Origin of the sequence: Streptomyces sp. NBC_00988 (genome assembly GCF_045162645.1) — a bacterium.
GTDB lineage: Bacteria > Actinomycetota > Actinomycetes > Streptomycetales > Streptomycetaceae > Streptomyces.
Map to the genome: position 1 here is coordinate 8382935 of NZ_CP108730.1, position 22989 is coordinate 8405923.

Consider the following 22989-nt stretch of genomic DNA (forward strand, 5'->3'; position numbering starts at 1 on the left):
AATGTCCAAGCACACGCTCTCCGTCCTGGTGGAGAACAAGCCAGGTGTCCTCGCCCGGATCACCGCCCTGTTCTCCCGGCGCGGCTTCAACATCGACTCCCTCGCGGTCGGTGTCACCGAGCACCCCGACATCTCCCGCATCACGATCGTGGTGAACGTGATCGAGGCACTCCCGCTCGAACAGGTCACCAAGCAGCTCAACAAGCTCGTCAACGTGCTGAAGATCGTCGAGCTGGAGGCGGGTTCCGCGGTTCAGCGCGAACTCGTTCTGGTGAAGGTGCGCGCCGACAACGAGACGCGCTCCCAGATCGTCGAGATCGTCCAGCTGTTCCGCGCCAAGACGGTCGACGTCTCCCCGGAGGCCGTCACCATCGAGGCCACCGGCTCCAGCGACAAGCTGTCCGCCATGCTCAAGATGCTGGAGCCGTACGGCATCAAGGAGCTGGTCCAGTCCGGCACGATCGCGATCGGCCGCGGCGCCCGCTCCATCACCGACCGCTCGCTGCGCGCGCTCGACCGGTCCGCGTAACCCTCGTAGAAGAATCGTCTACGACCGGAAACGGGCGGCCGACAGCTGCCGGCCGCCCGCATTCCGAGACCCGGAAACTTCCCCTCCCGCCGCCGTCATACGGTGGGACGCAACACCTGCACACCAAGGAGAGAACCCAAAGTGGCCGAGCTGTTCTACGACGCCGACGCCGACCTGTCCATCATCCAGGGCCGCAAGGTCGCGGTCATCGGCTACGGCAGCCAGGGCCACGCCCACGCGCTGTCGCTCCGTGACTCCGGCGTCGACGTGCGCGTCGGTCTGCACGAGGGCTCCAAGTCCAAGGCGAAGGCCGAGGAGCAGGGCCTGCGCGTGGTGACCCCGTCCGAGGCCGCCGCCGAGGCCGACGTCATCATGATCCTCGTGCCGGACCCGATCCAGGCCCAGGTCTACGAGGAGTCCATCAAGGACAACCTCAACGACGGCGACGCGCTGTTCTTCGGCCACGGCCTGAACATCCGCTTCGACTTCATCAAGCCCCCGGCCGGCGTCGACGTCTGCATGGTCGCCCCCAAGGGCCCGGGCCACCTCGTCCGCCGCCAGTACGAGGAGGGCCGCGGCGTTCCGTGTATCGCGGCCGTCGAGCAGGACGCGACCGGCAACGGCTTCGCGCTCGCGCTGTCGTACGCGAAGGGCATCGGCGGCACCCGCGCCGGCGTCATCAAGACGACCTTCACCGAGGAGACCGAGACCGACCTGTTCGGTGAGCAGGCCGTGCTCTGCGGTGGTACGGCCGCGCTGGTCAAGGCCGGTTTCGAGACGCTGACCGAGGCCGGTTACCAGCCCGAGATCGCGTACTTCGAGTGCCTGCACGAGCTGAAGCTCATCGTCGACCTCATGTACGAGGGCGGCCTGGAGAAGATGCGCTGGTCGATCTCCGAGACCGCGGAGTGGGGCGACTACGTCACCGGCCCGCGCATCATCACGGACGAGACCAAGGCCACGATGAAGCAGGTCCTCGCCGAGATCCAGGACGGCACCTTCGCCCGTGAGTGGATGGCCGAGTACCACGGTGGCCTGAAGAAGTACAACGAGTACAAGCAGAAGGACGCCGAGTCCCTGCTGGAGACGACCGGCAAGCAGCTCCGCAAGCTGATGAGCTGGGTCGACGAAGAGGCGTAAGCCCGAAGGGCCGAGGGGCCGGAGCGAGCGCTCCGGCCCCTTTGTCCAACCCGTCCAGCCTCGGACGGGTGATCCTTCCACAGAGGCGCAGGACGACTGTCGGAGCGCCACTACACTGCCGTACTACATACGCGTCAGGCCCACAGCGTCGTGCGTCTCCGCGGCTAGCCCCTCCACCGCCTGCGGCCGTCGGGACGGCCGTCCGCACGCAATGGACTTGTGAGGACTCACGTGAGCTCGAAACCTGTCGTACTCATCGCTGAAGAGCTGTCGCCCGCGACGGTGGACGCCCTCGGGCCGGACTTCGAGATCCGGCACTGCAACGGCGCCGACCGGGGCGAGTTGCTCCCCGCGATCGCCGACGTGGACGCGATCCTGATCCGCTCGGCCACCAAGGTCGACGCCGAAGCGGTCGCCGCCGCACGGAAGTTGAAGGTCGTCGCACGAGCCGGCGTCGGCCTGGACAACGTCGACGTCTCCGCCGCCACCAAGGCCGGCGTGATGGTCGTCAACGCCCCCACCTCGAACATCGTCACCGCCGCCGAGCTGGCCTGCGGTCTGCTGCTGGCGACCGCACGCCACATCCCGCAGGCCAACGCCGCGCTGAAGAACGGCGAGTGGAAGCGCAGCAAGTACACGGGCGTCGAGCTGGCCGAGAAGACCCTCGGCGTCGTGGGTCTGGGACGTATCGGTGCCCTCGTGGCGCAGCGCATGTCCGCGTTCGGGATGAAGGTCGTCGCCTACGACCCCTACATCCAGCCCGCGCGGGCCGCCCAGATGGGCGTCAAGATCCTGTCGCTGGACGAGCTGCTCGAAGTCTCCGACTTCATCACCGTGCACCTGCCCAAGACCCCCGAGACGGTCGGTCTGATCGGCGACGAGGCGCTGCGCAAGGTCAAGCCGACCGTGCGCATCGTCAACGCCGCGCGCGGCGGGATCGTCGACGAGGAGGCGCTGTACTCCGCGCTCAAGGAGGGCCGCGTCGCCGGCGCCGGACTCGACGTGTACGCGAAGGAGCCCTGCACGGACTCCCCGCTGTTCGAGTTCGACCAGGTCGTCTCCACCCCGCACCTCGGCGCCTCCACGGACGAGGCGCAGGAGAAGGCCGGCGTCTCCGTCGCCAAGTCGGTACGCCTCGCCCTCGCCGGTGAACTCGTCCCCGACGCGGTCAACGTCCAGGGCGGCGTCATCGCCGAGGACGTCAAGCCGGGCCTGCCCCTCGCCGAGAAGCTCGGCCGCATCTTCACCGCGCTCGCGGGCGAGGTCGCGGTCCGCCTCGACGTCGAGGTCTACGGCGAGATCACCCAGCACGACGTCAAGGTGCTCGAACTCTCCGCGCTCAAGGGCGTGTTCGAGGACGTCGTCGCCGAGACGGTGTCGTACGTCAACGCTCCGCTGTTCGCGCAGGAGCGCGGCGTCGAGGTACGGCTGACCACCAGCTCGGAGTCCGCCGACCACCGCAACGTCGTCACCGTGCGGGGCACGCTCGGCAGCGGCGAGGAGGTCTCGGTCTCCGGCACGCTCGCCGGCCCCAAGAACCTGCAGAAGATCGTCGCGGTCGGCGACTACGACGTCGACCTCGCGCTCGCCGACCACATGGTGGTGCTGCGGTACGAGGACCGGCCCGGGGTTGTCGGCACGGTCGGTCGTGTCTTCGGTGAGGCCGGGATCAACATCGCCGGGATGCAGGTGTCGCGATCGGTGGCCGGTGGCGAGGCGTTGGCCGTGCTGACGGTCGACGACACGGTTGCCGCGAATGTGCTGGCGGAGGTTGCCGAGGAGATCGGGGCGACGTCCGCCCGCTCGGTGAACCTGGTCTGAGGTTCCAGACTGACGTTGCTGACTGACGTTTCCGTCTGACGTTTCACGAGAACGCCGGGTGGGTTGAGGAGATGATCCTCAACCCACCCGGCGTTTCTGTGTAGTTGGGGGTCACGCCTCCGCCTGCTGCGGTTCCGCCGAGACCGGCTCGGGCGCCTGCACCCGAATGCCCCGCAGGGTCCGCGCCGCCGCGAACGCCGCCCCCAGCAGCAGCACCGCCCCGGCGATCGCCGCGCCGTGCATGCCGTCGGTGAAGGCCTGGCGTGCGGTCGCCGTCAGGGCGTCTCCCGTGCGCCCCGGCAGCTGGTGGGCGACGGCCAGGGCGCCGCCGAGGGTCTCGCGGGCCGGGGCGGGGGCCGAGGTCGGGATGCCGTGGCGGTAGATCGCCGTACCGATGGAGCCGAGGACCGCCATGCCGAGGGCGCCGCCGAACTCCGCGCCCGTTTCCATCAGGGAGGACGCGACGCCCGCTTTCTCGACCGGGGCGCTGCCCATCGCGAGGTCCATGATCTGGGACATCACCATGACGATTCCGGAGGCGAGGACACCGGCGGCGGCCAGGACCAGCCAGAGGGAGTCGGTGCCGGTGAGGGCGAGCATGCCGTAGCCGCAGGCGGCGATCGCGAAACCGGACGCGACCACGTAGGCGCGGTCAACTCCCTTCTGGACGAGGGTGGTTGCGAGCGGGGCCGCCATGCCGATCGGTACCGAGGGGAGCAGGGCCCACAGGGCCGCCTCCATCGCGCTCTTGCCGAGTACGGACTGGAGGTACTGGGTGGTGAAGAAGGCCGAGCCCAGCATGCCGAAGGCGGAGAGGAGGTTGAGGGCGACGGAGGGGCCGAAGCCCCGGGCGCGGAAGAGGGTGGGGTCGATCATCGGGGAGGCGGTGGTGCGCTGCCTGTGGACGAAGAGTGCGGCGAAGAGCAGGCCGACCGGGATCGAGACGACGTACTGGACGTGCCAGCCCTCGGACGGGATCTCCTTGAGGCCGTAGATCACGGGCAGGACGCCGGCCATCGACAGCGGGACGCTCGGCCAGTCGAAGCGGCCGGGGGCGGGGTTCTTCGACTCGGGGAGCAGGAACGGGCCGATGAGCAGGAGCAGGGCCATCGCGGGGAGGTTGACGAGGAAGACCGAGCCCCACCAGAAGTACTGGACGAGGACACCGCTGAGCACCGAGCCGAGGGCGACCCCGGCCGTCATCACGCCGGACCACAGACCGATCGCCTTCGCGCGCTGGCCGGGGTCGGTGAACATCGTGCGCAGCAGCGCCATCGTCGAGGGCATCAGGGTCGCGCCGCCGATGCCGAGGACCGCGCGGGCGGCGATGAGGGTCTCGGCGCTGTTCGCGTAGGCCGCGATGACGGAGGCGGTGCCGAATGCGGCGGCGCCGATCAGGAGGAGCCGGCGGTAGCCGATGCGGTCGCCGACCGAGCCCATCGTCATCAGCAGGCCGGCCAGGACGAAGGCGTAGATGTCGAAGATCCACAGCTGCTGGGTGCCGCTGGGCTCCAGGTCCGCGCTGATCGCCGGGATGGCGAAGTAGAGGACGGAGACGTCCATGGAGACGAGGAGCAGGGGGAGCATCAGGACGCCGAGTGCGGTCCATTCCTTGCGTCCGGCACGGGAGTTGGGGGTGATCGCGGGGTTCGTCGAGCTCGTCATGAGGGCGAATGTACGCGCGTCTTAAACACTTGTCTAGAACGATTGTATAGTTCATGCGTCTAGGACGGTTGTATGGAATCGGCGGTACGGTGTGGGGCATGGGACACCGTGAGGATCTGCTCGAAGGCGCGAAGCGCTGCCTGCTGGAGAAGGGGTTCGCGCGCACGACGGCGCGGGACATCGTGAAGGAGTCGGGGACGAACCTCGCGTCGATCGGCTATCACTACGGTTCGAAGGACGCGTTGCTCGCGCAGGCCTACATCGCGCTGGTGGAGACGGCGTCCGACGGCTTCGAGGGAGGTGACGGGGGTGAGGGCGCGGAGATCGGCGGCGAGCCCGGTTCGCTGGAGCGGTTCCGGGCGGTGTTCTCGAACATCGTCGCCAGCATGAGCGAGCCCGGTTCGATGTGGGGGCTCGGCATGGAGATCATGACCATGGGTGGCAAACTGCCCGAAGTTCGCGATCAGTTGGCCCGGGCCCAGCGTGAAGGCGGGCGGGGCATGGTCGCGTTGATGACGAGCGTGCCTGAGGCGGAGGTCTCGGACGAGACCGCGGATACCCTCGGCGCCTTCTACATGACGCTGATCACGGGGCTCATCGCACAGTGGAACTTCGACCCGACGAGCGCGCCGGACGCGGAGCAACTCACCGAGGGGCTGCGCCAAGTGCTCGAAGGGGCACAGAAGTCACGCTGATCCGGGGGCCGAAGTGACAGCGATCCGGTGGGCGTACGGACGTCACGGCGATCCGGGGGCGGGAGTCACGGCGGTCCGGCGGATGTACGGACGTCACGGCAATCCGGGAGCGGGAGTCACGGCGGTCCGGCGGATGTACGGACGTCACGGCGATCCGGGGACCCAAGCCACGCTGTTCCGGGGGGTGTTCGCCGGTCCCGCAACGCAGGTGCCACCGCGCCCAGCATCAGCAACGCGGTCAGCGCAAAGGCCCACGGGTAACCCGTCAGGCCCGCCGCGATGCCGAAGCCTGCCGCGCCTACGCCCATTCCGCCGTCGTAGGCCAGGTTCCACAGGGCGCTGACCGTGCCGTACGAGGCGGCGGAGACGCGGGTGTACATCAGAGTCAGGGTGGCGTTCTGAGTGATGCCGAAGCCGGCGCCGAAGACGGCGGTGCCCGCGATGACCGCTACCGGGTTGGCAGTTGGGGCGATGACGAGGACGCCCGTCGCCGACAGGAGCAGGCCGGGGAGGACGAGGCGGGCGCTGCCGTGCCGGTCGCTGTGGCGGCCCGCGAGCCAGCGCGTCAGGGTCGAGGCCGCAGTCTGCACGAACAGGGCCGCCGCGATGACTCCGGCCGACGCCGACGGCACGGCCAGCGGTAGGAAGGTCACCACGATGCCGGCGGCGGTGGCGGTGGCCGCGAAGACCAGGACCGGCCGGAGCAGCGCGCCGGTGCGCAACCCCCGTACGACACCCAGTGGTTGCTCGGAGCGGTCCGTATGGTCCGTATGGTTCGGCAGTCCGAGGACGAAGAAGATCGCGGCCAGCGCGGCGAGACCGCCGGTGACGGCGACGGGGCCGTAGCCGACGCGGTCGGCCAGCCAAAGCCCCAGTGGCAGCGCGACCAGCGACGGCACGCCGGACACCACACCCACCAACGCGAGCCCCTCGCCCCGGCGTTCGTCCGGGATCAGCGACGCGGTGAGGGCGCCACCCGCGACGATCGTCAGCGCGAAACCGAGCCCCCGTACGAAGCACACCGCGACGATCCACGCGGCCTGCCCGGAGACGGTCAGCACCAACGCCGGTGCGCCGAGCAGGAACAGCCCCACGATCAGGGTCAGTCGATACCCGAAGCGCCCGACCAGCCGGGGTGTCACCAGCTCCCCGAGCACCGTCGCCAGCATCAACGAACCGGTCGCGAGCCCCGCCGCGCCTCCGCCGCCCCGCTCGGCCGCGTACGCCGGTACGACCGACAGCAGCAGGAAGAAACTGAGGCTGGCCCCGACCATGCTGACGAAGCGGAGGAGGAGGGGGCGCGTGAGGAGCGGGGGGTGCGTGCCCGAAGTTGCCTCGGAGGCAGGGGAGTTGGGGGAGTCCGGGGAGTCGGTGGTCTTCGGGGTGGGGCAGTCGGGGGGCGGGCCGGTCGTCATGACATCGACACTAAAGTCCCGCCGGGGCGTCGGTCAGCTCCAATTCCGGGCCACTGGACCGGTCACTCAGTTGAACAGCCTCCAGTGCCCCTCGGACACGACCTCGACACCACCACCGTCGGTCACCTTGATCGCGGTCTGAGCGTCGATGGCGTACGCCGGACCTGTTGTCGCGGCGGCCCAACGTTCCGCCTCCGCCATGGTGTTCTCCGGACAGCCCGGGCTGTCGAGGTGCGGGAAGAGGGAGAAATGGACGACTCCCAGCGCGCTGTCGTCACCGGTGGGCGGCTTCCAGTCGGCGAAGGTCTCCCCGATGCGCGGAGTCAGCACCATGCTTCCGGCGCTGAGCCCGACGTAGACCGTGTCGCACAGGGACGGGAAGAGGTCGGCCAGGCCGGACTCGCGCATCCAGTGGCACAGGTACAGCGCGTCGCCGCCGTTCACCAGCAGAGCGTCTGCCTCCCGGCCCCAGGAGACCCAGCGTTCCTTGTCGATGCCGGGCAGCGCGGTGAGCTCCAGTACGCCCACCGACTTCCAGCCCAACTCGGTCATGGGGCTGGGGGATTGACCGCTGATGAAACGCCATGGCCCGCCCGGGTCACCGTACGGGCCCCCATATCCCGCGGTGGGGATGCAGAGCGCGTCGGCCTCGGCGATCGGTTTGCCGAGGAGGTCGACCAGCGCCGCCAGGATGCTCGCGTTCCTGACCCCGGAGTCGGTGAGGAGAAGCTTCAACACGGCTCCACTCTGATCGCACGAGGAGAACAGCCGGGTGACTTTAGCATCGCCACGTCCAACTGCCCCTGCTCAGCGGGCTGTTCGCCGGGCATCGACGACGTGATGGATCGCGGACGAGGCGTCGACGGCGATGTGCGTGGGGCGGAACGTCGGCTCGGTCCACGGGCGGCCGTTCGACACCCACACACTGTGCGCGTCGATGCCTGTCGCGCCCCGGATGTCGGCGTGGGCCGAGTCGCCGACGACCCAGGACGACTGGAGGGTGGCCCCGACCTCGGCCGCCGCCGCGCGGAAGATCTCCGGTGCGGGCTTCTTGTGGCCGGCGGACTCGGAGATCACCCAGCCGTGGACCAGCGCATCGAGCCCGGTGTGCCGGATCTTCAACTCCTGTTGTACGACACGGCCGTTGGTGACGATCACGCATGTACAGCCCGCCACGACGGCCTTCGCGAGGGCGTCGCGCGTGGGCTCGGGCAGGGTGACTCGGTCGGCGGCGCCCCGGTCGAGGAACGTCCGTACGGCATCGCCGGTGACCGTCCCGCCGTAGCGTTCGGTCATCGCCTCGGCGACGGCCTGCCTCGGCGTGTGGCCGCTCGCGTCGACCGACATCAGCCAGACGAGGTCGTCCGGCGGCAGACCGTGCGCGGTCAGGAAGTCGGTGACCGCCTCCCGGAACGCGGCGTCGCGGTCGACCAGGGTGTTGTCCAGGTCGAGCATCAGCAGGGGCATGCCGAGCAGTAGATCACCGGCCGATCCTCACCGCCGCCGCGCCCAGGCAATGGATCACCCGCAGGCGATGCCTACAGCCGCGCCCTCTTCAACGCCATGTGGAGGAGCAACCGGTCCTCCCCGTCGTCCAGGTCCAGCCCCGTCAACTGCTCCACCCGGGACAGCCGGTAGTACAGCGTCTGCCGGTGGATCCCCAACTCGGCTGCCGCGCGCCCTGCTTGGCCCGCGCAGTCGAGGTACACCTCGGCCGTGCGGGCGAGTTCGTGGTGGGTGGGGGAGAGGAGGGGGGCCACCGCGGGGTCGTGGGGGGAGTCGGGGGAGAGGGAGGTCAGGAGGCGGTACGGGCCGATGTGGGACCAGTCGGCGACCGGGGCGAAGCGGGGTTCCGCGAGGGCCGCGCGGCACGCTGCCGTGGCTTCCTGCCAGGCGGTGCCCAGGTCGGTGAGGCCGATGCGGGGGGTGCCGATACCGGCGACGGGGGTGGTCTCACGCGGCGGTCGTGAGGCGCTGCTCGCCGGGGGAGTCCGGCCGTGTGTCGGTGGTCGTGAGGTGGTGCTCGCGGTGGGAGTGCCTCCGGCGGAAGACGCTTGCGAAGTGCCGTCGGCCCCCGCAATCCGGCCGTTTGCGGGGGGCCGCGAAGCCGCACTTGCCCCCGGTCCCCGCGTATTCCCCGGCACCTGCGCCGCCGCACTCGCCCCGGGCCCCCGCACATCCCCCAATACCCGCGCCGCCGCGGTTGCCGCCGGAGTCCGTACATCCGTCGTCCGCAGCCGTACCAGCACCGCCAGGCACTGCTCCTCCGCCGCACCCCACGGCACCGTGCACAGCGCCGTCGCGTGCGGGACCGTACGGGCCGACGGGGCGTCGTCCGGGTCGGCGGACGGCCAGGGGGCGATGCAGACCACCGCGTGCGGGCCGTCGCCGCGCGGGCCGAGGGCCGTGCGGAGGGCGGCCACCGCCATGTCCCGCTGCCAGCCGCGTTCGGCGGTGAGGACCGCGCGGAGTTCACGGGTCAGGTCGGCGCCCGCCTGGGCCTCGTCCGCGAGGAGCGCGCCGATCCGGGCCGTCACCTTCATCGCCGCGTCCAGCTGTGGAGCAGCGGGGCCCGGATCGTCGTCGTCCAGGAGCCAGACGTAGCCGAGGACGACACCCCGATGGCGTACGGGGAGGCAGATGCGGCCGCGGTAGACGCCCGCCTCGGGGGTCGGCGGGATGCGGACCGGGCCGGTGGCGCGCGTGATGCCGAAGCCCTCGAACCACGTGCGGATCGCCGCCGTGGAGCGCCGGGTCAGGATCGAGCGGGTGCGGACCGGGTCCAGCGCGGACGGGTCCAGGTCGCCCTCGCCGTCGTAGGCACCGAAGGCGATCAGCTCGAAGTCGCGGTTCTCCAGGGTCGCGGGGGCGCCGAGGAGTTCCGAGATCTCGTCTACGAGCTCTTGGTAGTCGCCGGTGGAATCGGATGTCACCCGGGCATTCTCCCGCATTCCCGTGTCGATTCCCGGCTGCCTTCATACATTTGTCTGAGATCTGTGGCACGGATGCGTGACAGCTGTCGATGGCCGACGATCGGAGAGATCCCTAGGTTTCACGGTGGTCCTGTCTGCTGGTTCTGTGGAGGTGCCCCGTGCTGGGTCCCGTGATTCTCGCCGCCTCGCGCAGCGATCAGATGCGTCGGCTGATCTCGGCGGCGCCGGTGACCAAGCAGGTCGTCGACCGCTTCATCCCCGGTGAGACCGTGGACGAGATCGTGCCGATCGTCCAGGACCTCACCGCCAAGGGTCTTGAGCTGACGATGGACGTCGTCGGCGAGGACATCACCACCCCCGAGCAGGCCGCCGCCGCCCGCGACGCGTATCTCCAACTCGTCGACCGGCTCAAGGAGTTGGAGCTGGGCACCCGGGCCGAGATGTCCATCAAGCTGTCCATGTTCGGGCAGGCGCTGGACGGCGGTCACGAACTCGCCCTCGCGAACGTCCGGCCCGTCGTCGAGGCCGCCGCCGCCATCGGTACGACCGTCACGCTCGACGCCGAGGACCACACCACCCTCGACTCGATGTTCGCGATCCACGAGGAGCTGCGGAAGGACTTCCCGCAGACCGGCTGTGTCATCCAGGCCTACCTCTTCCGCACCGAGTCCGACGCCCGCCGCCTCGCCGAGGCCGGCAGCCGCGTCCGGCTCGTGAAGGGCGCGTACAAGGAGCCCGCCGAGGTCGCGTACCAGCAGAAACACGAGATCGACAAGGCGTACGTCCGGATCCTGCGCATCCTGATGGAGGGCGAGGGGTACCCGATGATCGGCTCCCACGACCCGCGCCTCATCTCCATCGGCCAGGAACTCGCCCGGCGCGCGGGCCGCAAGCTCGACGAGTACGAGTTCCAGATGCTCTACGGCATCAGGAGTGACGAGCACCTGCGGCTCGCCGCCGAGGGTCACCGCATGCGCGTCTACACCGCCTACGGCACGGACTGGTACGGATACTTCATGCGGCGGCTCGCGGAGAAGCCGGCCAACCTCCTCTTCTTCGCACGCTCGACCCTTACCAAGGGCTGAACAGGGATTGACCCCAACACCCGCTCACGTACAAGGAGTTACGGATCTCATGGACGCTGTGACCCAGGTCCCCACCCCCGTCAACGAGCCGGTGCACGGCTACGCGCCCGGCTCTCCCGAGCGTGCCCGTCTTGAGGTCAAGCTCAAGGAGCTGGCCGAGAACCCGATCGACCTGCCGATGACCATCGGCGGCGAGAAGCGGCTGGGCGGCGGCGAGCGCGTGGACGTCGTACAGCCGCACAACCACAAGGCGCGGATCGGCACGTACGCCAACGCCACCCAGGACGACGCCCAGGACGCGATCGACGCGGCCCTCGCCGCCGCGCCCGCCTGGCGTGCGATGTCCTTCGACGACCGTGCCGCGATCATCCTGCGTGCGGCTGAACTCCTCTCCGGTCCGTGGCGCGAGACCCTCGCCGCGTCCACCATGCTCGGCCAGTCCAAGACCGCCCAGCAGGCCGAGATCGACTGTCCCTGTGAGCTCGTCGACTTCTGGCGCTTCAACGTCAAGTACGCCCGCGACCTGCTCGCCGAGCAGCCCCCGGCGAACTCCCCGGGCGTCTGGAACCGCCTCGACCACCGCCCGCTCGAAGGCTTCGTCTACGCGATCACGCCCTTCAACTTCACGGCTATCGCGGGCAACTTGCCGACGGCCCCGGCTCTCATGGGCAACGTCGTCGTCTGGAAGCCGTCGCCGACGCAGACCCATTCCGCTGTGCTGCTGATGCAGTTGCTGGAGGAGGCGGGTCTCCCCAAGGGCGTCATCAACCTCGTCACCGGTGACGGCATCGAGGTCTCCAAGGTGGCTCTTGAGCACCGTGACCTGGCGGCCATCCACTTCACCGGGTCGACCAAGACCTTCCAGTACCTGTGGAAGACGGTCGGCAACAACATCGAGAAGTACCGCTCGTACCCGCGTCTGGTCGGCGAGACCGGCGGCAAGGACTTCGTCGTCGCCCACCCGAGCGCGGACCGCGCGGTGCTGAAGACGGCGCTGACCCGGGGCTCCTTCGAGTACCAGGGCCAGAAGTGCTCCGCCAGCTCCCGGGCGTACATCCCGGCGTCGATCTGGAACTCCGGTTTCAAGGAGGAATTCGCCGCCGAGGTCGACTACTTGACCATGGGTGACGTCACCGACCTGTCGAACTTCATCGGCGCGGTCATCGACGAGCGCTCCTTCGCCAAGAACAAGGCGGCCATCGACCGCGCGAAGGCGGACCCCAACTGCACGATCGTCGCGGGCGGTTCGTACGACGACTCGGTCGGCTACTTCGTCCGCCCGACGGTCGTCGAGTGCAGCGACCCGACGAACGAGGTCTTCACGACGGAGTACTTCGGCCCGTTCCTCGCGGTGCACGTCTACGAGGACGAGAACTACGACGAGATGCTGACCCAGATGGAGTCGGTGTCCGACTACGCGCTGACGGGCTCGGTCATCTCCAACGACCGTGCGGCGGCGGCCCACACGATGGAGAAGCTCCGCTACGCGGCCGGCAACTTCTACATCAACGACAAGTCGACCGGTGCGGTCGTCGGCCAGCAGCCCTTCGGCGGCGGCCGCTCCTCCGGCACCAACGACAAGGCCGGCGCCCCGCAGAACCTGATGCGCTGGACCCTGACCCGCGCCATCAAGGAGACGCTGGTCGCGCCGACGGACTACCCGTACCCGCACATGGGCTGACAGCCACACAGGGCGCCCACAGCGGGCAGACTCCCCGTCATGACCCCAACCCGTATGCAGGACACGGCGGTTACGGCGGACGACGGAGTACGGCTGTGGGCCTCCCGGTCCGGCCGTGGCACACCCGGCACCACACCCCTGGTGCTGTGCCACGGCGGGCCCGGACTGTGGGACATGTTCGACGACGTGGCCGGGATGCTCAACGACCGTGCCACGGTGATCCGTTGGGACCAGCGCGGCTGCGGGCGCTCCGAGCCGTGCGCGGGCCCGTGGACCACCGGGCGCTTCGTGGCCGATCTCGACGCCGTACGACGGCACTTCGCGCTGGAGCGGATCGCGCTGCTCGGCCACTCCTGGGGCGCGTCGCTCGCCCTGAACTACGCGCTCGCCCACCCGGAACGGGTCGCCGCGCTCATCTACGTCAGCGGCACGGGCATCGGACCGGACACCGACTGGCACCCCGAATACGAGGCGAACCTCCTCGCCCGCCTCGGCGAGGACCCCCAATGGCTCGCCCGCTGGCGGGAGTTGCCGAGCGTGAGTCGTGAGCGGGCGGTGCTCCAGTGGTCGACCGAGTTCGTGGACCGGGAGCGGGCGATCCAGCACGCCGAACACATGGCCGACCCCTGGTTCCCCGTCAACTCCCCCTGCAACAAAGCCCTGAACGCCGAGGTGAGGCAGACCGCCGGCACCCCCGCCCTCCACTCCGCCTGCCGGGCGCTGGAGTTGCCCGTGGTCGTCGTGGACGGGGAGCGGGACATCCGGCCCCGCTCGGCCGTCGACTCGCTCGTGCGGGCCTTGCCGCGGGTGCGGCGGGTGACCCTGGCGAACGCCGGGCATCTGCCGTGGGTCGAGGATCCGTACGGATTCCGCGATGCGGTGATGATGGCGATGACGGCAGCGCGGTGAGCCCTCGTCTCCGATACTGACCCCGTGACCATCCGTATGCGCACCGTCCACACGGCCGACCTCACCCCGGCCGACCTCCGCGCCGCCCGCGAACTGCTGGACGCGGCCTTCGGCGGCGATCTCACCGACCAGGACTGGGAGCACGGCCTCGGCGGCCTCCACGCGCTGCTCGCCGACGACACCGGGCTCGTCGCGCACGGGTCGGTGGTCATGCGCCGGGTGCGGTACCGGGGGCGGTGGCTGCGGGTCGGGTACGTGGAGGGTGTTGGGGTGCGGCCCGACGTCCGGCGGCGGGGGTACGGGGGGCTCGTCATGGCCGAGCTTGAGCGCATCGTCGATCACGCCTACGACGTCGGGCTGCTCGGCGCCAGCGACGACGGGGCCCGGCTCTACACCGCGCGCGGCTGGCGGCTGTGGGGCGGCAAGATCTCCGCCCTCGGCCCGGACGGGATCGTCCATCTGCCCGAGGAGGAGGACAGCACCTACGTCCGGCCCGCGCTCGCCGGGCCCCTCGACCTCGGCAGCGATCTCCTCTTCGACTGGCGTGACGGGGACGTGCTCTGACGCCCCACCGCGTTTTGTGAAACCGCAGGTCAGCGGCGTGTGACTCGTTTCACCGTCTCAGATAGTAGGAAGTCCGAGTAATTGTGGAGACAGATGCGCTGTCCTGTCCTAGCTTTGTAGGAGCCGAACGTCTCGCTAGACCAAGCGAATGGCGGTCGTGAGCCGGACATCATGCAGGCAACCCCTGCGGTCCGTGACTCCCCACCCCCTCTGGGGGCACCTCCCACGCCCTTTAGGCAGTGGGGGAGTCTCGCACACCCCTTCCGCACTCCAGGATGTATCGAAGGAGTCGATTCTCCATGGCCGAGACGACCGCCCGCCGCCGAGTCCGCCACGTGTCCCGCACGAGCGAGTCCGAGCGCAAGAACGCCGCCGCCGCCCTCCAGCGCGCCCTCGACCGCCGGGACAACGGCGGCGAGACCGGCCACTGAGCCACCTGACTGTCACCAGTCACCACTTACCGGGAGCCGCGCCCGCACGGGGTGCGGCGCGGTCTCAGTGACCGCGCCGCACCTCGAAGTGGTCGATGCGCTTGCCGTTCCCGTCCAGGGCCGACACCTTGAGCCGGGGCGTGCTGCCGCTCTCCGCCTCCACCGAGAGGAGGGAGAAGCCCCGGTAGCGCACCCGCGACCACTCCACCGTCTCCGCCGTGGTGTGCTGGCCCTTCTCCCACTGCACGGTGTCGACCGTCCCGTGCCGCGTGACGTGCCCCTCGTAGCTCTCCTTGACGCCCGCCGGGAAGCCGTACAGATCACGCCCGCCGCCGCCCGCCGTGACGTAGACGATCCCGTCCCGCGTCGGATCGGTGGACGCGCCGATCGGTACCGCCCGGCCGACCGCGTTGTTCCTGATCGCGTCGGTCCGCTCGTAGACGTGGTTGTGCCCGTTGATCACCAGGTCCACCTGGTGCTTCGCGAACAGCGGCAGCCACGCGGCCCGTACCCCGCCGTCGGAGGCGTGCGAGGAGGTCGAGTAGGCGCAGTGGTGGAAGAAGACGACGACGAAGTCGACCCCCTTCGTCGCCCGCAGCTCACGCAGCCGGCCGTCCAGCCACTTCGTCTGCTTCCCGTCCGTGTAGCCGAGGTTGGCGGTGATCTCGTACGACACGTCGTTCGCGTCGAGCGCCACGACGCCGACGTTGCCGTAGACGAAGGAGTACACGCCGGGCGCGTGCGTCGGGTCGAAGCCGTTCTCCGGGAGGGACCAGCGGGCGAGCTGGCCGCCGTAGCCGTCGGGGGAGTACCAGGCCTCCATGTCGTGGTTGCCGGTCGTCACCATCCACGGGACGGACCGGGAGACGGGCTCGTTCTGCTTGAGGAACAGGTTCCAGTACGTCGGGTCGTAGCCGTCGGTCGTCTTGCCCAGGCCGTTGGTGTCGGCGTAGCAGATGTCACCGGCGTGGAGGTGGAAGGCGGGGTTCTCGCGCAGGACGACGTGGTCGTTGGCGGCGGCGGCGTTGCTCACGCCCTGGTCGCCGAAGGCCGTGAACACGAACTTCTCGGGGTTCCCCGGTGCCGTACGGAACGAACCGATCGTCGAGCGGTGTGCCGGTGCCGCCGGGTCGAAGCCCTCGTGGCCGACGCCGTAGTAGTACGTCGTGCCGGGGTGGAGGTCGTCCAGGGCCGCGTGCACGTAGTACTGCTCCACCGCGGGGCGGACGCCTGTCAGCCCGGGAGTGTGCAGGTCGCGTACCTCGGCGGTGATCCGGCGGCTCAGGTCGTCCGGCTTCAACCCCACGCGTACGTACGGCTTCCTGACCGCGAACGGGACCTGCCAGGAGATCCGCATCGCGGTCTTCGGGTCGGCGCCGAAGGCGAGATGGCGGCCGAAGGGGGTGACGACCGCGCCGGGCACCTTCGACGTGGCGGGGGAGGGGAGTGCCGCCTTGCCGTCGGTGGTGCCGCTCTTGCCGGCGCACCCCGTCAGCAGGCCGCCCGCCACCGCGCCTGCCGTCACCAGCGTGCGGCGCCGGGACAGTTTGGTGCGCAGGTACTCGTACTGCTCGGCCATGCTCATCCGGGTCGCGAGGTGTTCCGGGATGCCGACGTCGGGTGTCTCCATGTCGATGAAGTTCCCCTAGAACTCCAACGGGGGCCATGCGTAAGGGTGAACGTACGTCGAACGGCCGACGCCGGTGCCCGAGAACCATCCGTACCAGTCCGCATCATGGACACCCGGTGTCATCCCATGGGACGCGGAGTACGGTGTCGGGCATGTCTCGCAGCATCGATCTCGCAGTGATCCCCGGTGACGGCATCGGTCAGGAAGTCGTGGCCGAAGGTCTGAAAGTCCTCTCCGCCGTCCTTCCGCAGGATGTGAAGCTGGAGACCAAGGAGTTCGACTTCGGCGCCCGGCGCTACCACGCCACCGGTGAGACCCTCACCGACGCCGACCTGGCCGCGCTGAAGCCGCACGACGCGATCCTGCTGGGCGCGATCGGTGACCCGAGCGTCCCCTCCGGGGTGTTGGAGCGCGGCTTCCTGCTGAAGCTCCGCTTCGCCTTCGACCACCATGTGAACCTGCGGCCGAGCAAGCTGCTTCCGGGAGTCGCGACCCCCCTCGCCGGTGAGCCGGAGATCGACTTCGTCGTCGTCCGTGAGGGCACCGAGGGGCCGTACACCGGCAACGGCGGCACCATCCGCAAGGGCACCGAGCACGAGGTCGCCACCGAGGTCTCCGTCAACACGGCCTTCGGTGTCGAGCGCGTCGTCCGTGACGCCTTCGCCCGCGCCCAGGCCCGCCCCCGCAAGAAGCTCACGCTGGTCCACAAGAACAACGTGCTGACCTTCGCGGGCCACCTGTGGACGAACGTCTTCAACAAGGTCGCGGCCGAGTTCCCCGAGGTCACCACCGACTACATCCACGTGGACGCGGCGACGATCTACCTCGTCACCGACCCGGCCCGCTTCGACGTGATCGTCACCGACAACCTCTTCGGCGACATCATCACCGACCTCGCCGCGGCCGTCTCCGGCGGCATCGGCGTCGCCGCGAGCGGGAACATCAACCCGTCCGGCGAGTTCCCCTCGATGTTCGAGCCCGTGCACGGCTCCGCGCCCGACATCGCGGGCCAGGGCAAGGCCGACCCCACCGCCACGGTCCTGTCCGTCGCCCTCCTCCTGCGCCACCTCGGCTACGAGTCCGAGGCCGTCCGCATCGAGGACGCCGTCTCCGCCGACCTCGCGGACCGCACCGGCAAGCCCGCCCGCAGCACCACCGAGATCGGCGACGCGCTCGCCGTACGAGTAGCCGGCTGACCCGCCGACCACTCGAAAAACTCTCGCAGTATTTCGAAGCCGCCGGGTCGCAACCGCACCCGGCGGCTTTTCTTACGTCCCCGCCGGGTGCCACCATCATCCCTGGGTCGCATTCACGCCGTTTTCGTCCACGGTCCACCACGCGCGATAATCGAACGCGGAGCCGCGGAATGAGGGAATGCTCGGACGTCCTAACACTGGCCACTGGCAGTCGGGGCGTGAGCGCGGCCCGTCACACACAACCGGTGAAGGACAACCACTCATGACGACGCCCACGATCGAGCTCAAGCCCTCGGCCTCGCCACTTTCCGCCGCCGAGCGCGACGCGATTCTGACGAACCCCGGCTTCGGCCGCCACTTCACCGACCACATGGTGACGATCAAGTGGACCGAGGGCCGCGGCTGGCACGACGGCCAGCTCGTGCCGTACGGCCCGCTATCCCTCGACCCCGCGAACATGACCCTGCACTACGCGCAGGAGATCTTCGAGGGCCTCAAGGCCTACCGGCAGGCGGACGGCTCCGTCGCCACCTTCCGCCCCGAGAAGAACGCCCGCCGCTTCCAGACCTCCGCCCGCCGCCTCGGCATGCCCGAGCTGCCGGTCGAGACGTTCATCGAGGCCTGTGACGTGCTGGTCCAGCAGGACCGCGACTGGGTCCCGGCGCACGGCGGCGAAGAGTCCCTGTACCTGCGCCCGTTCATGATCGCGACCGAGGTCGGCCTGGGCGTGAAGCCCGCCAACGAGTACCTCTTCCTCGTCATCGCCTCCCCGGCCGGCGCCTACTTCCCCGGTGGCGTGAAGCCCGTCTCCATCTGGGTCTCCGAGGACCACGTCCGCGCCGTCCCCGGCGGCATGGGCGACGCCAAGACCGGCGGCAACTACGCCGCGTCCCTCCTCGCCCAGGCCGAGGCCGCCGAGCAGGGCTGCGCCCAGGTCTGCTACCTCGACGCGGTCGAGCGCACGTGGGTCGAGGAACTCGGCGGCATGAACCTGTACTTCGTCTACGGCGACCGGATCGTCACCCCCACCCTCACCGGCTCGATCCTGGAGGGCGTCACCCGCGACTCCCTCCTCACCCTCGCCCGCGACCTCGGCTACACCCCCGAGGAGGGCCGGATCTCCATCGACCAGTGGCAGCGCGACTCCGAGAACGGCACGCTGACGGAGGTCTTCGCCTGCGGTACGGCCGCGGTCATCACCCCGGTCGGCACGGTCAAGCGCACCGGCGCCGAGTGGCACCAGTCCGCCGGTGAGCCCGGCGAGGTCACGCTGAAGCTCCGCGCGGCACTTCTCGACATCCAGCGCGGCGACAGCGTCGACAAGCACGGCTGGATGCACAAGCTCGGCTAGGAACGGCTAGACCCGACTGGTCACTTCGGGGGTCGTCACGGACTCGGTCTCCTTGTCCGTGGCGGCCCCCGCCGTCAGCAGCACGTACGCCAGCCCGCCGACCGCCCCCGACAACAGGAAACTGCAGTCCACCCCGCCGGTCAGCGACAGCAGCGGCCCCTCGTACGACGGCAGCGACACCGCGAGCAGGCCGACCCCCGCGCCCACCGCCCAGGAGATGACCGCCTGGATGTTCCAGCCGGCGCGGTACCAGTAAATCCCGCCCCGCGAGCGGCGGTTGAAGACCTGGAGGGCATCGGCGTCGTACATCCCCCGGCACCGCACGAAACCGATGAGCGTGATGACCGCCCACGGCGTGCCGATCGCCGTCAGGAGCAGCACGAAGGACGTCATCGCCGACTGCGCGTTCCAGGCGTAGTGCCCGACGAAGACACACACCATGGCGACGACCGCGACCGCGCACGTGGCCCGGGCCCGGGAGGCGCGGGGCAGGATCGCGTCCAGGTCGAGGCCCATGGAGTAGAGCATCAGCCCGGCGTTGCCGACCGACCCCGCCGAGGCGGCGAGCAGCAGCGGGACCAGATACCAGGTGGGCGACGCCGACACCAGCGGGCCCGCGTAGTCGAGAGCCGCCCGCGCCCCGAACGCCGTGAACGTGCCGAAGAGTTGGGGCACCAGGAGCCCGGCGATCAGCCCGAGCCAGGTCGCGTGCAGGACCGTACGGGAGGTGTGGCGGACCGGGGAGATGTAGCGCGTGTAGTCCCCGAGGAGGGTGATGAACGCGATTGGCCCGGACAGGCCCGCCGCCACCGTCGCCAGACACCACGTCGGCCAGAACCCGCCCAGCAGATAGCCGCCCGCCCCCGGCAGCGCGCCGGTCGTGAAGTGCGGGGCGTACGCGATCACCCCGAGGACCAGCAGCGCCGTCATGCCGACGGACAGGACGCGGGACATGGCCAGCAGCACCCGGTAGCCGTACACCGCGCCCGCCACGGTCGCCGCCGCGAGCAGCGCGTACACGACGGCGTACGACGCCCCGTCGGCCGGCAGCCCGAACAGCCGCCCCAGCACGCCCACCATCACATCGCCGCCGATCCACACGGTCAGCGCGGTGTAGCCGAGGGCGAGGAGCAGCCCGACGACCGAGCCGACCAGCCGCCCCCGCACCCCGAACTGGGCGCCGGACGACGTCGACAGGTTGGTCGCGGTGCGCAGCGAGACCAGCGCCAGCGGGGCCGTGAACACCGTCCCGACCACCGTGCCCGCGACGATCGAGGAGACGGAAGCCCACCAGCCGAGCCCGAACGACGGCGGCAGCCAGCCGAAGATGATCACGCCGAGGCAGAGGTTGGAGCCGAGCAGGATCGACATGAGGTCGCGCGGGCCGCTGGTGCGCTCCGCGTCCGGGACGGTGTCGACTCCGCGCTGTTCTATCGGCATGGTGGGCCCACCTCTTTCTTAGAGTGACGTTCAATGTGAACCGGACGAGGGTGGCGCGTCAAGCGTTCCGCATATGGCTTTTACCGTTTAGAGTGATGCTCTAAAGGAGGGATATGGGATGAGGCTCACCCCCACGGAACGCGACCGCCTGCTGCTGTTCTCGGCCGCCGAACTGGCCCGCGCCCGCAAGGCGCGCGGCCTGAAGCTCAACGTGCCGGAGGCCACCGCGCTCATCGCGGACACGGTGTGCGAGGCGGCGCGTGACGGTGCTCGACTTGCCTTCGCGATCGAGCGCGCCCGCTCCGTCCTCGGTCCCGACGACGTCCTGCCGGGCGTCGCCGACGTCGTCACCGAGGTGCATGTCGAGGCCGTCTTCGACGACGGTTCGCGGCTCGCGGTGGTCTCGGACCCGATCGGCGGGGGACTGGCCGGGGACGCCCCGGGCGCCCTGCTCCCGGGACCCGTGCACGCCGAACCCGAGGCCGTCGTCCGCGTCACGGTCACCAACACCGCGACCGTCCCCGTCTCCGTGACCTCCCACTTCCACTTCTTCGAGGCCAACCCGCGCCTCGACTTCCCCCGCGCCGAGGCCTACGGCATGCGGCTCGCCGTACCCGCCGGATCCTCCGTCCGCTTCGGCCCGGGCGAGACCGCCGAGGTCGGCCTGCTGCCCATCGGCGGCGAGCGCATCGCGATCGGTTTCGCGGGCCTCGTCGACGGACCGCTCGACGCGCCGGGCGCGAAGGAAGAGGCCCTGCGCCGGGCAACTGCCTGCGGTTACCTGGGAGTTGAGCAGTGAACCCGTACGAGTACGCCGCCACCCACGGCCCCCGCGCGGGTGACCGCGTCCGCCTCGGCGACTCCGGCCTGACCATCCGGGTCGAGTCCGACTCGCAGCGCTACGGCGACGAGTTCCTCGCCGGGTTCGGCAAGACGGCCCGCGACGGACTGCACCTCAAGGCCGCCGCCGTGCGCGACACCTGCGATGTCGTGATCAGCAATGTGGTCGTGATCGACGCCGTGCAGGGCATCCGGAAAGTGTCCATCGGGATCAGGGAAGGGCGGATCTGCTCGATCGGGCGGGCCGGTAACCCCGACACCCTGGACGGGGTGGACGTCGTCGTCGGCACCGGTACCTCCATCGTGTCCGGCGAGGGGCTCATCGCCACCGCGGGCGCGGTCGACACCCATGTGCACCTTCTCTCGCCGCGCATCATGGAGGCCTCGCTGGCGTCCGGGGTGACGACGATCATCGGGCAGGAGTTCGGCCCGGTGTGGGGCGTCGGCGTCAACTCGCCCTGGGCGCTGCGCCACGCCTTCAACGCCTTCGACGCCTGGCCGGTCAACATCGGCTTCCTGGGCCGGGGTTCGTCGTCCTCGGACGCGCCGTTGATCGAGGCGTTGGCGGAGGGAGGCGCGTCCGGCTTCAAGGTGCACGAGGACATGGGCGCCCACACCCGCGCGCTGGACACCGCGTTGCGGGTCGCCGAGGAGTGCGACGTCCAAGTCGCCCTGCACAGCGACGGGTTGAACGAGTGCCTGTCCGTCGAGGACACCCTGCGGGTCCTGGAGGGCCGGACGATCCACGCCTTCCACATCGAGGGCTGCGGCGGCGGACACGTGCCGAATGTCCTGAAGATGGCCGGAGTTGCGAACGTCATCGGCTCCTCCACCAACCCCACCCTCCCCTTCGGCCGGGACGCGGTCGCCGAGCACTACGGCATGATCGTCTCCGTCCACGACCTGAAGACCGACCTGCCCGGCGACGCCGCGATGGCCCGCGACCGCATCCGCCCCGGGACGATGGGCGCCGAGGACGTGCTGCACGACCTGGGTGCGATCGGCATCACCTCGTCCGACGCGCAGGGCATGGGCCGCGCCGGTGAGACCGTGCGCCGCACGTTCGCCATGGCCGGGAAGATGAAGGCCGAGTTCGGCGCGCTCGGCGGTTCTCCGGAGACGGACCACGACAACGAACGCGTCCTGCGCTACATCGCCAAGCTGACCATCAACCCCGCGATCGCGCACGGACTTTCGCACGAGGTCGGCTCCATCGAGGTCGGCAAACTCGCGGACATCGTGCTGTGGCGGCCGGAGTACTTCGGCGCCAAACCGCAGCTCGTCCTGAAGTCCGGGTTCCCGGCGTACGGCGTGGTCGGCGACCCCAACGCGGCGACCGACACCTGTGAACCCCTCGTCCTGGGCCCGCAGTTCGGCGCGCACGGCTCGACGCCCGCCGACATCTCCGTGGCCTTCGTGGCCCAGGCGGCCCTGGACCAGGGCGGCGACGCCATGCCAACTCGCCGTAGACGCGTGGCAGTTCGCGGAACGCGGGGCATCGGGCCTGCCGACCTGCGGCTCAACTCCCGTACCGGGGCGGTCGATGTGGACCAGCGGACGGGTCTGGTCACCCTGGACGGCGAACCGATCCGCTCCGAACCTGCCGAGTCCGTCGCCCTCAACCGCCTCTACTTCCTTTAGAACCAAGAGACTTGGGACTTCTG

At 69.7% G+C, this 22989-nt stretch carries 20 protein-coding genes; 13 read left to right on the plus strand and 7 right to left on the minus strand.

Annotated features, from left to right (window positions below; genetic code table 11):
- The first annotated feature begins 1 nt into the window (after position 1).
- From ilvN to serA, 3 genes are all read left to right on the plus strand, one after another.
- Positions 2-529 carry an acetolactate synthase small subunit gene (ilvN, locus tag OG496_RS38625; RefSeq protein WP_033282732.1) on the plus strand — a complete coding sequence of 176 codons (528 nt, stop codon included), beginning with the start codon at positions 2-4 and terminating at the stop codon, positions 527-529.
- Between the two features lie 141 nt (positions 530-670).
- A complete protein-coding gene (gene ilvC, locus OG496_RS38630) occupies positions 671-1669 on the plus strand; it encodes a ketol-acid reductoisomerase (protein WP_043680264.1) in 999 nt (332 codons plus the stop codon).
- Positions 1670-1900: 231 nt separating this feature from the next.
- A complete protein-coding gene (gene serA, locus OG496_RS38635) occupies positions 1901-3490 on the plus strand; it encodes a phosphoglycerate dehydrogenase (protein WP_019058579.1) in 1590 nt (529 codons plus the stop codon).
- A gap of 111 nt (positions 3491-3601) precedes the next feature.
- Here serA and OG496_RS38640 read toward each other — a convergent pair whose 3' ends face one another.
- A complete protein-coding gene (locus OG496_RS38640; RefSeq protein ID WP_405974166.1) occupies positions 3602-5155 on the minus strand; it encodes an MFS transporter in 1554 nt (517 codons plus the stop codon).
- A 98-nt stretch (positions 5156-5253) separates the two neighbouring features.
- Between OG496_RS38640 and OG496_RS38645 the strand changes: the two genes are divergently transcribed.
- Positions 5254-5850: a TetR/AcrR family transcriptional regulator gene (locus tag OG496_RS38645; protein WP_405974167.1), complete on the plus strand. Its 597-nt coding sequence runs from the start codon at positions 5254-5256 to the stop codon at positions 5848-5850.
- Positions 5851-5966: 116 nt separating this feature from the next.
- Here the strand turns inward: OG496_RS38645 and OG496_RS38650 are convergent, their stop codons facing one another.
- The 4 genes from OG496_RS38650 to OG496_RS38665 form a co-directional block, all read right to left on the minus strand.
- Positions 5967-7265, minus strand: coding sequence for an MFS transporter (locus OG496_RS38650; protein WP_405974168.1), 1299 nt, complete (start codon positions 7263-7265; stop codon positions 5967-5969).
- A gap of 66 nt (positions 7266-7331) precedes the next feature.
- The gene (locus OG496_RS38655) at positions 7332-8000 is read right to left on the minus strand and encodes a Type 1 glutamine amidotransferase-like domain-containing protein (protein ID WP_405976801.1); all 669 of its coding nucleotides are present in this window, start codon (positions 7998-8000) and stop codon (positions 7332-7334) included.
- 72 nt (positions 8001-8072) lie between these two features.
- Entirely contained in the window at positions 8073-8732 is a 660-nt protein-coding gene (locus tag OG496_RS38660) for an HAD family hydrolase (protein ID WP_405974169.1), read from the minus strand.
- Positions 8733-8803: 71 nt separating this feature from the next.
- Complete coding sequence (locus tag OG496_RS38665; protein ID WP_405974170.1) at positions 8804-10216, minus strand: helix-turn-helix domain-containing protein; 1413 nt, start codon at positions 10214-10216, stop codon at positions 8804-8806.
- 140 nt (positions 10217-10356) lie between these two features.
- Between OG496_RS38665 and OG496_RS38670 the strand changes: the two genes are divergently transcribed.
- The 5 genes from OG496_RS38670 to OG496_RS38690 all read left to right on the plus strand — a co-directional run bounded on the left by OG496_RS38670 (position 10357) and on the right by OG496_RS38690 (position 14868).
- On the plus strand, positions 10357-11283 hold the full coding sequence (locus tag OG496_RS38670) for a proline dehydrogenase family protein (RefSeq protein ID WP_318019002.1): 927 nt from the start codon (positions 10357-10359) through the stop codon (positions 11281-11283).
- Positions 11284-11332: 49 nt separating this feature from the next.
- Entirely contained in the window at positions 11333-12964 is a 1632-nt protein-coding gene (gene pruA / locus OG496_RS38675) for an L-glutamate gamma-semialdehyde dehydrogenase (protein ID WP_405974171.1), read from the plus strand.
- Between the two features lie 39 nt (positions 12965-13003).
- A complete protein-coding gene (locus OG496_RS38680; protein ID WP_405974172.1) occupies positions 13004-13873 on the plus strand; it encodes an alpha/beta fold hydrolase in 870 nt (289 codons plus the stop codon).
- Positions 13874-13897: 24 nt separating this feature from the next.
- Entirely contained in the window at positions 13898-14437 is a 540-nt protein-coding gene (locus OG496_RS38685) for a GNAT family N-acetyltransferase (protein WP_405974173.1), read from the plus strand.
- Between the two features lie 299 nt (positions 14438-14736).
- Positions 14737-14868, plus strand: coding sequence for a hypothetical protein (locus OG496_RS38690; RefSeq protein WP_366362211.1), 132 nt, complete (start codon positions 14737-14739; stop codon positions 14866-14868).
- A 64-nt stretch (positions 14869-14932) separates the two neighbouring features.
- Here the strand turns inward: OG496_RS38690 and OG496_RS38695 are convergent, their stop codons facing one another.
- The gene (locus tag OG496_RS38695; protein WP_405974174.1) at positions 14933-16498 is read right to left on the minus strand and encodes a purple acid phosphatase family protein; all 1566 of its coding nucleotides are present in this window, start codon (positions 16496-16498) and stop codon (positions 14933-14935) included.
- Positions 16499-16650: 152 nt separating this feature from the next.
- On the opposite strand from OG496_RS38695, the gene OG496_RS38700 reads away from it, so the two are divergent.
- Positions 16651-17694 carry a 3-isopropylmalate dehydrogenase gene (locus OG496_RS38700; RefSeq protein ID WP_043680300.1) on the plus strand — a complete coding sequence of 348 codons (1044 nt, stop codon included), beginning with the start codon at positions 16651-16653 and terminating at the stop codon, positions 17692-17694.
- Between the two features lie 262 nt (positions 17695-17956).
- Positions 17957-19045 (plus strand): branched-chain amino acid aminotransferase, encoded by a 1089-nt coding sequence (locus OG496_RS38705; RefSeq protein WP_405974175.1) that lies wholly within the window; start codon positions 17957-17959, stop codon positions 19043-19045.
- A 6-nt stretch (positions 19046-19051) separates the two neighbouring features.
- Here the strand turns inward: OG496_RS38705 and OG496_RS38710 are convergent, their stop codons facing one another.
- Positions 19052-20485 carry a cytosine permease gene (locus OG496_RS38710; RefSeq protein WP_405974176.1) on the minus strand — a complete coding sequence of 478 codons (1434 nt, stop codon included), beginning with the start codon at positions 20483-20485 and terminating at the stop codon, positions 19052-19054.
- A 118-nt stretch (positions 20486-20603) separates the two neighbouring features.
- Between OG496_RS38710 and ureA the strand changes: the two genes are divergently transcribed.
- Both ureA and OG496_RS38720 read left to right on the plus strand, forming a co-directional pair.
- Positions 20604-21284 (plus strand): urease subunit gamma, encoded by a 681-nt coding sequence (gene ureA / locus OG496_RS38715; protein WP_366490110.1) that lies wholly within the window; start codon positions 20604-20606, stop codon positions 21282-21284.
- Positions 21281-22966 (plus strand): urease subunit alpha, encoded by a 1686-nt coding sequence (locus OG496_RS38720; protein WP_405974177.1) that lies wholly within the window; start codon positions 21281-21283, stop codon positions 22964-22966. The genes ureA and OG496_RS38720 overlap by 4 nt, the downstream gene beginning before the upstream one ends.
- The last annotated feature ends 23 nt before the right edge of the window (positions 22967-22989 follow it).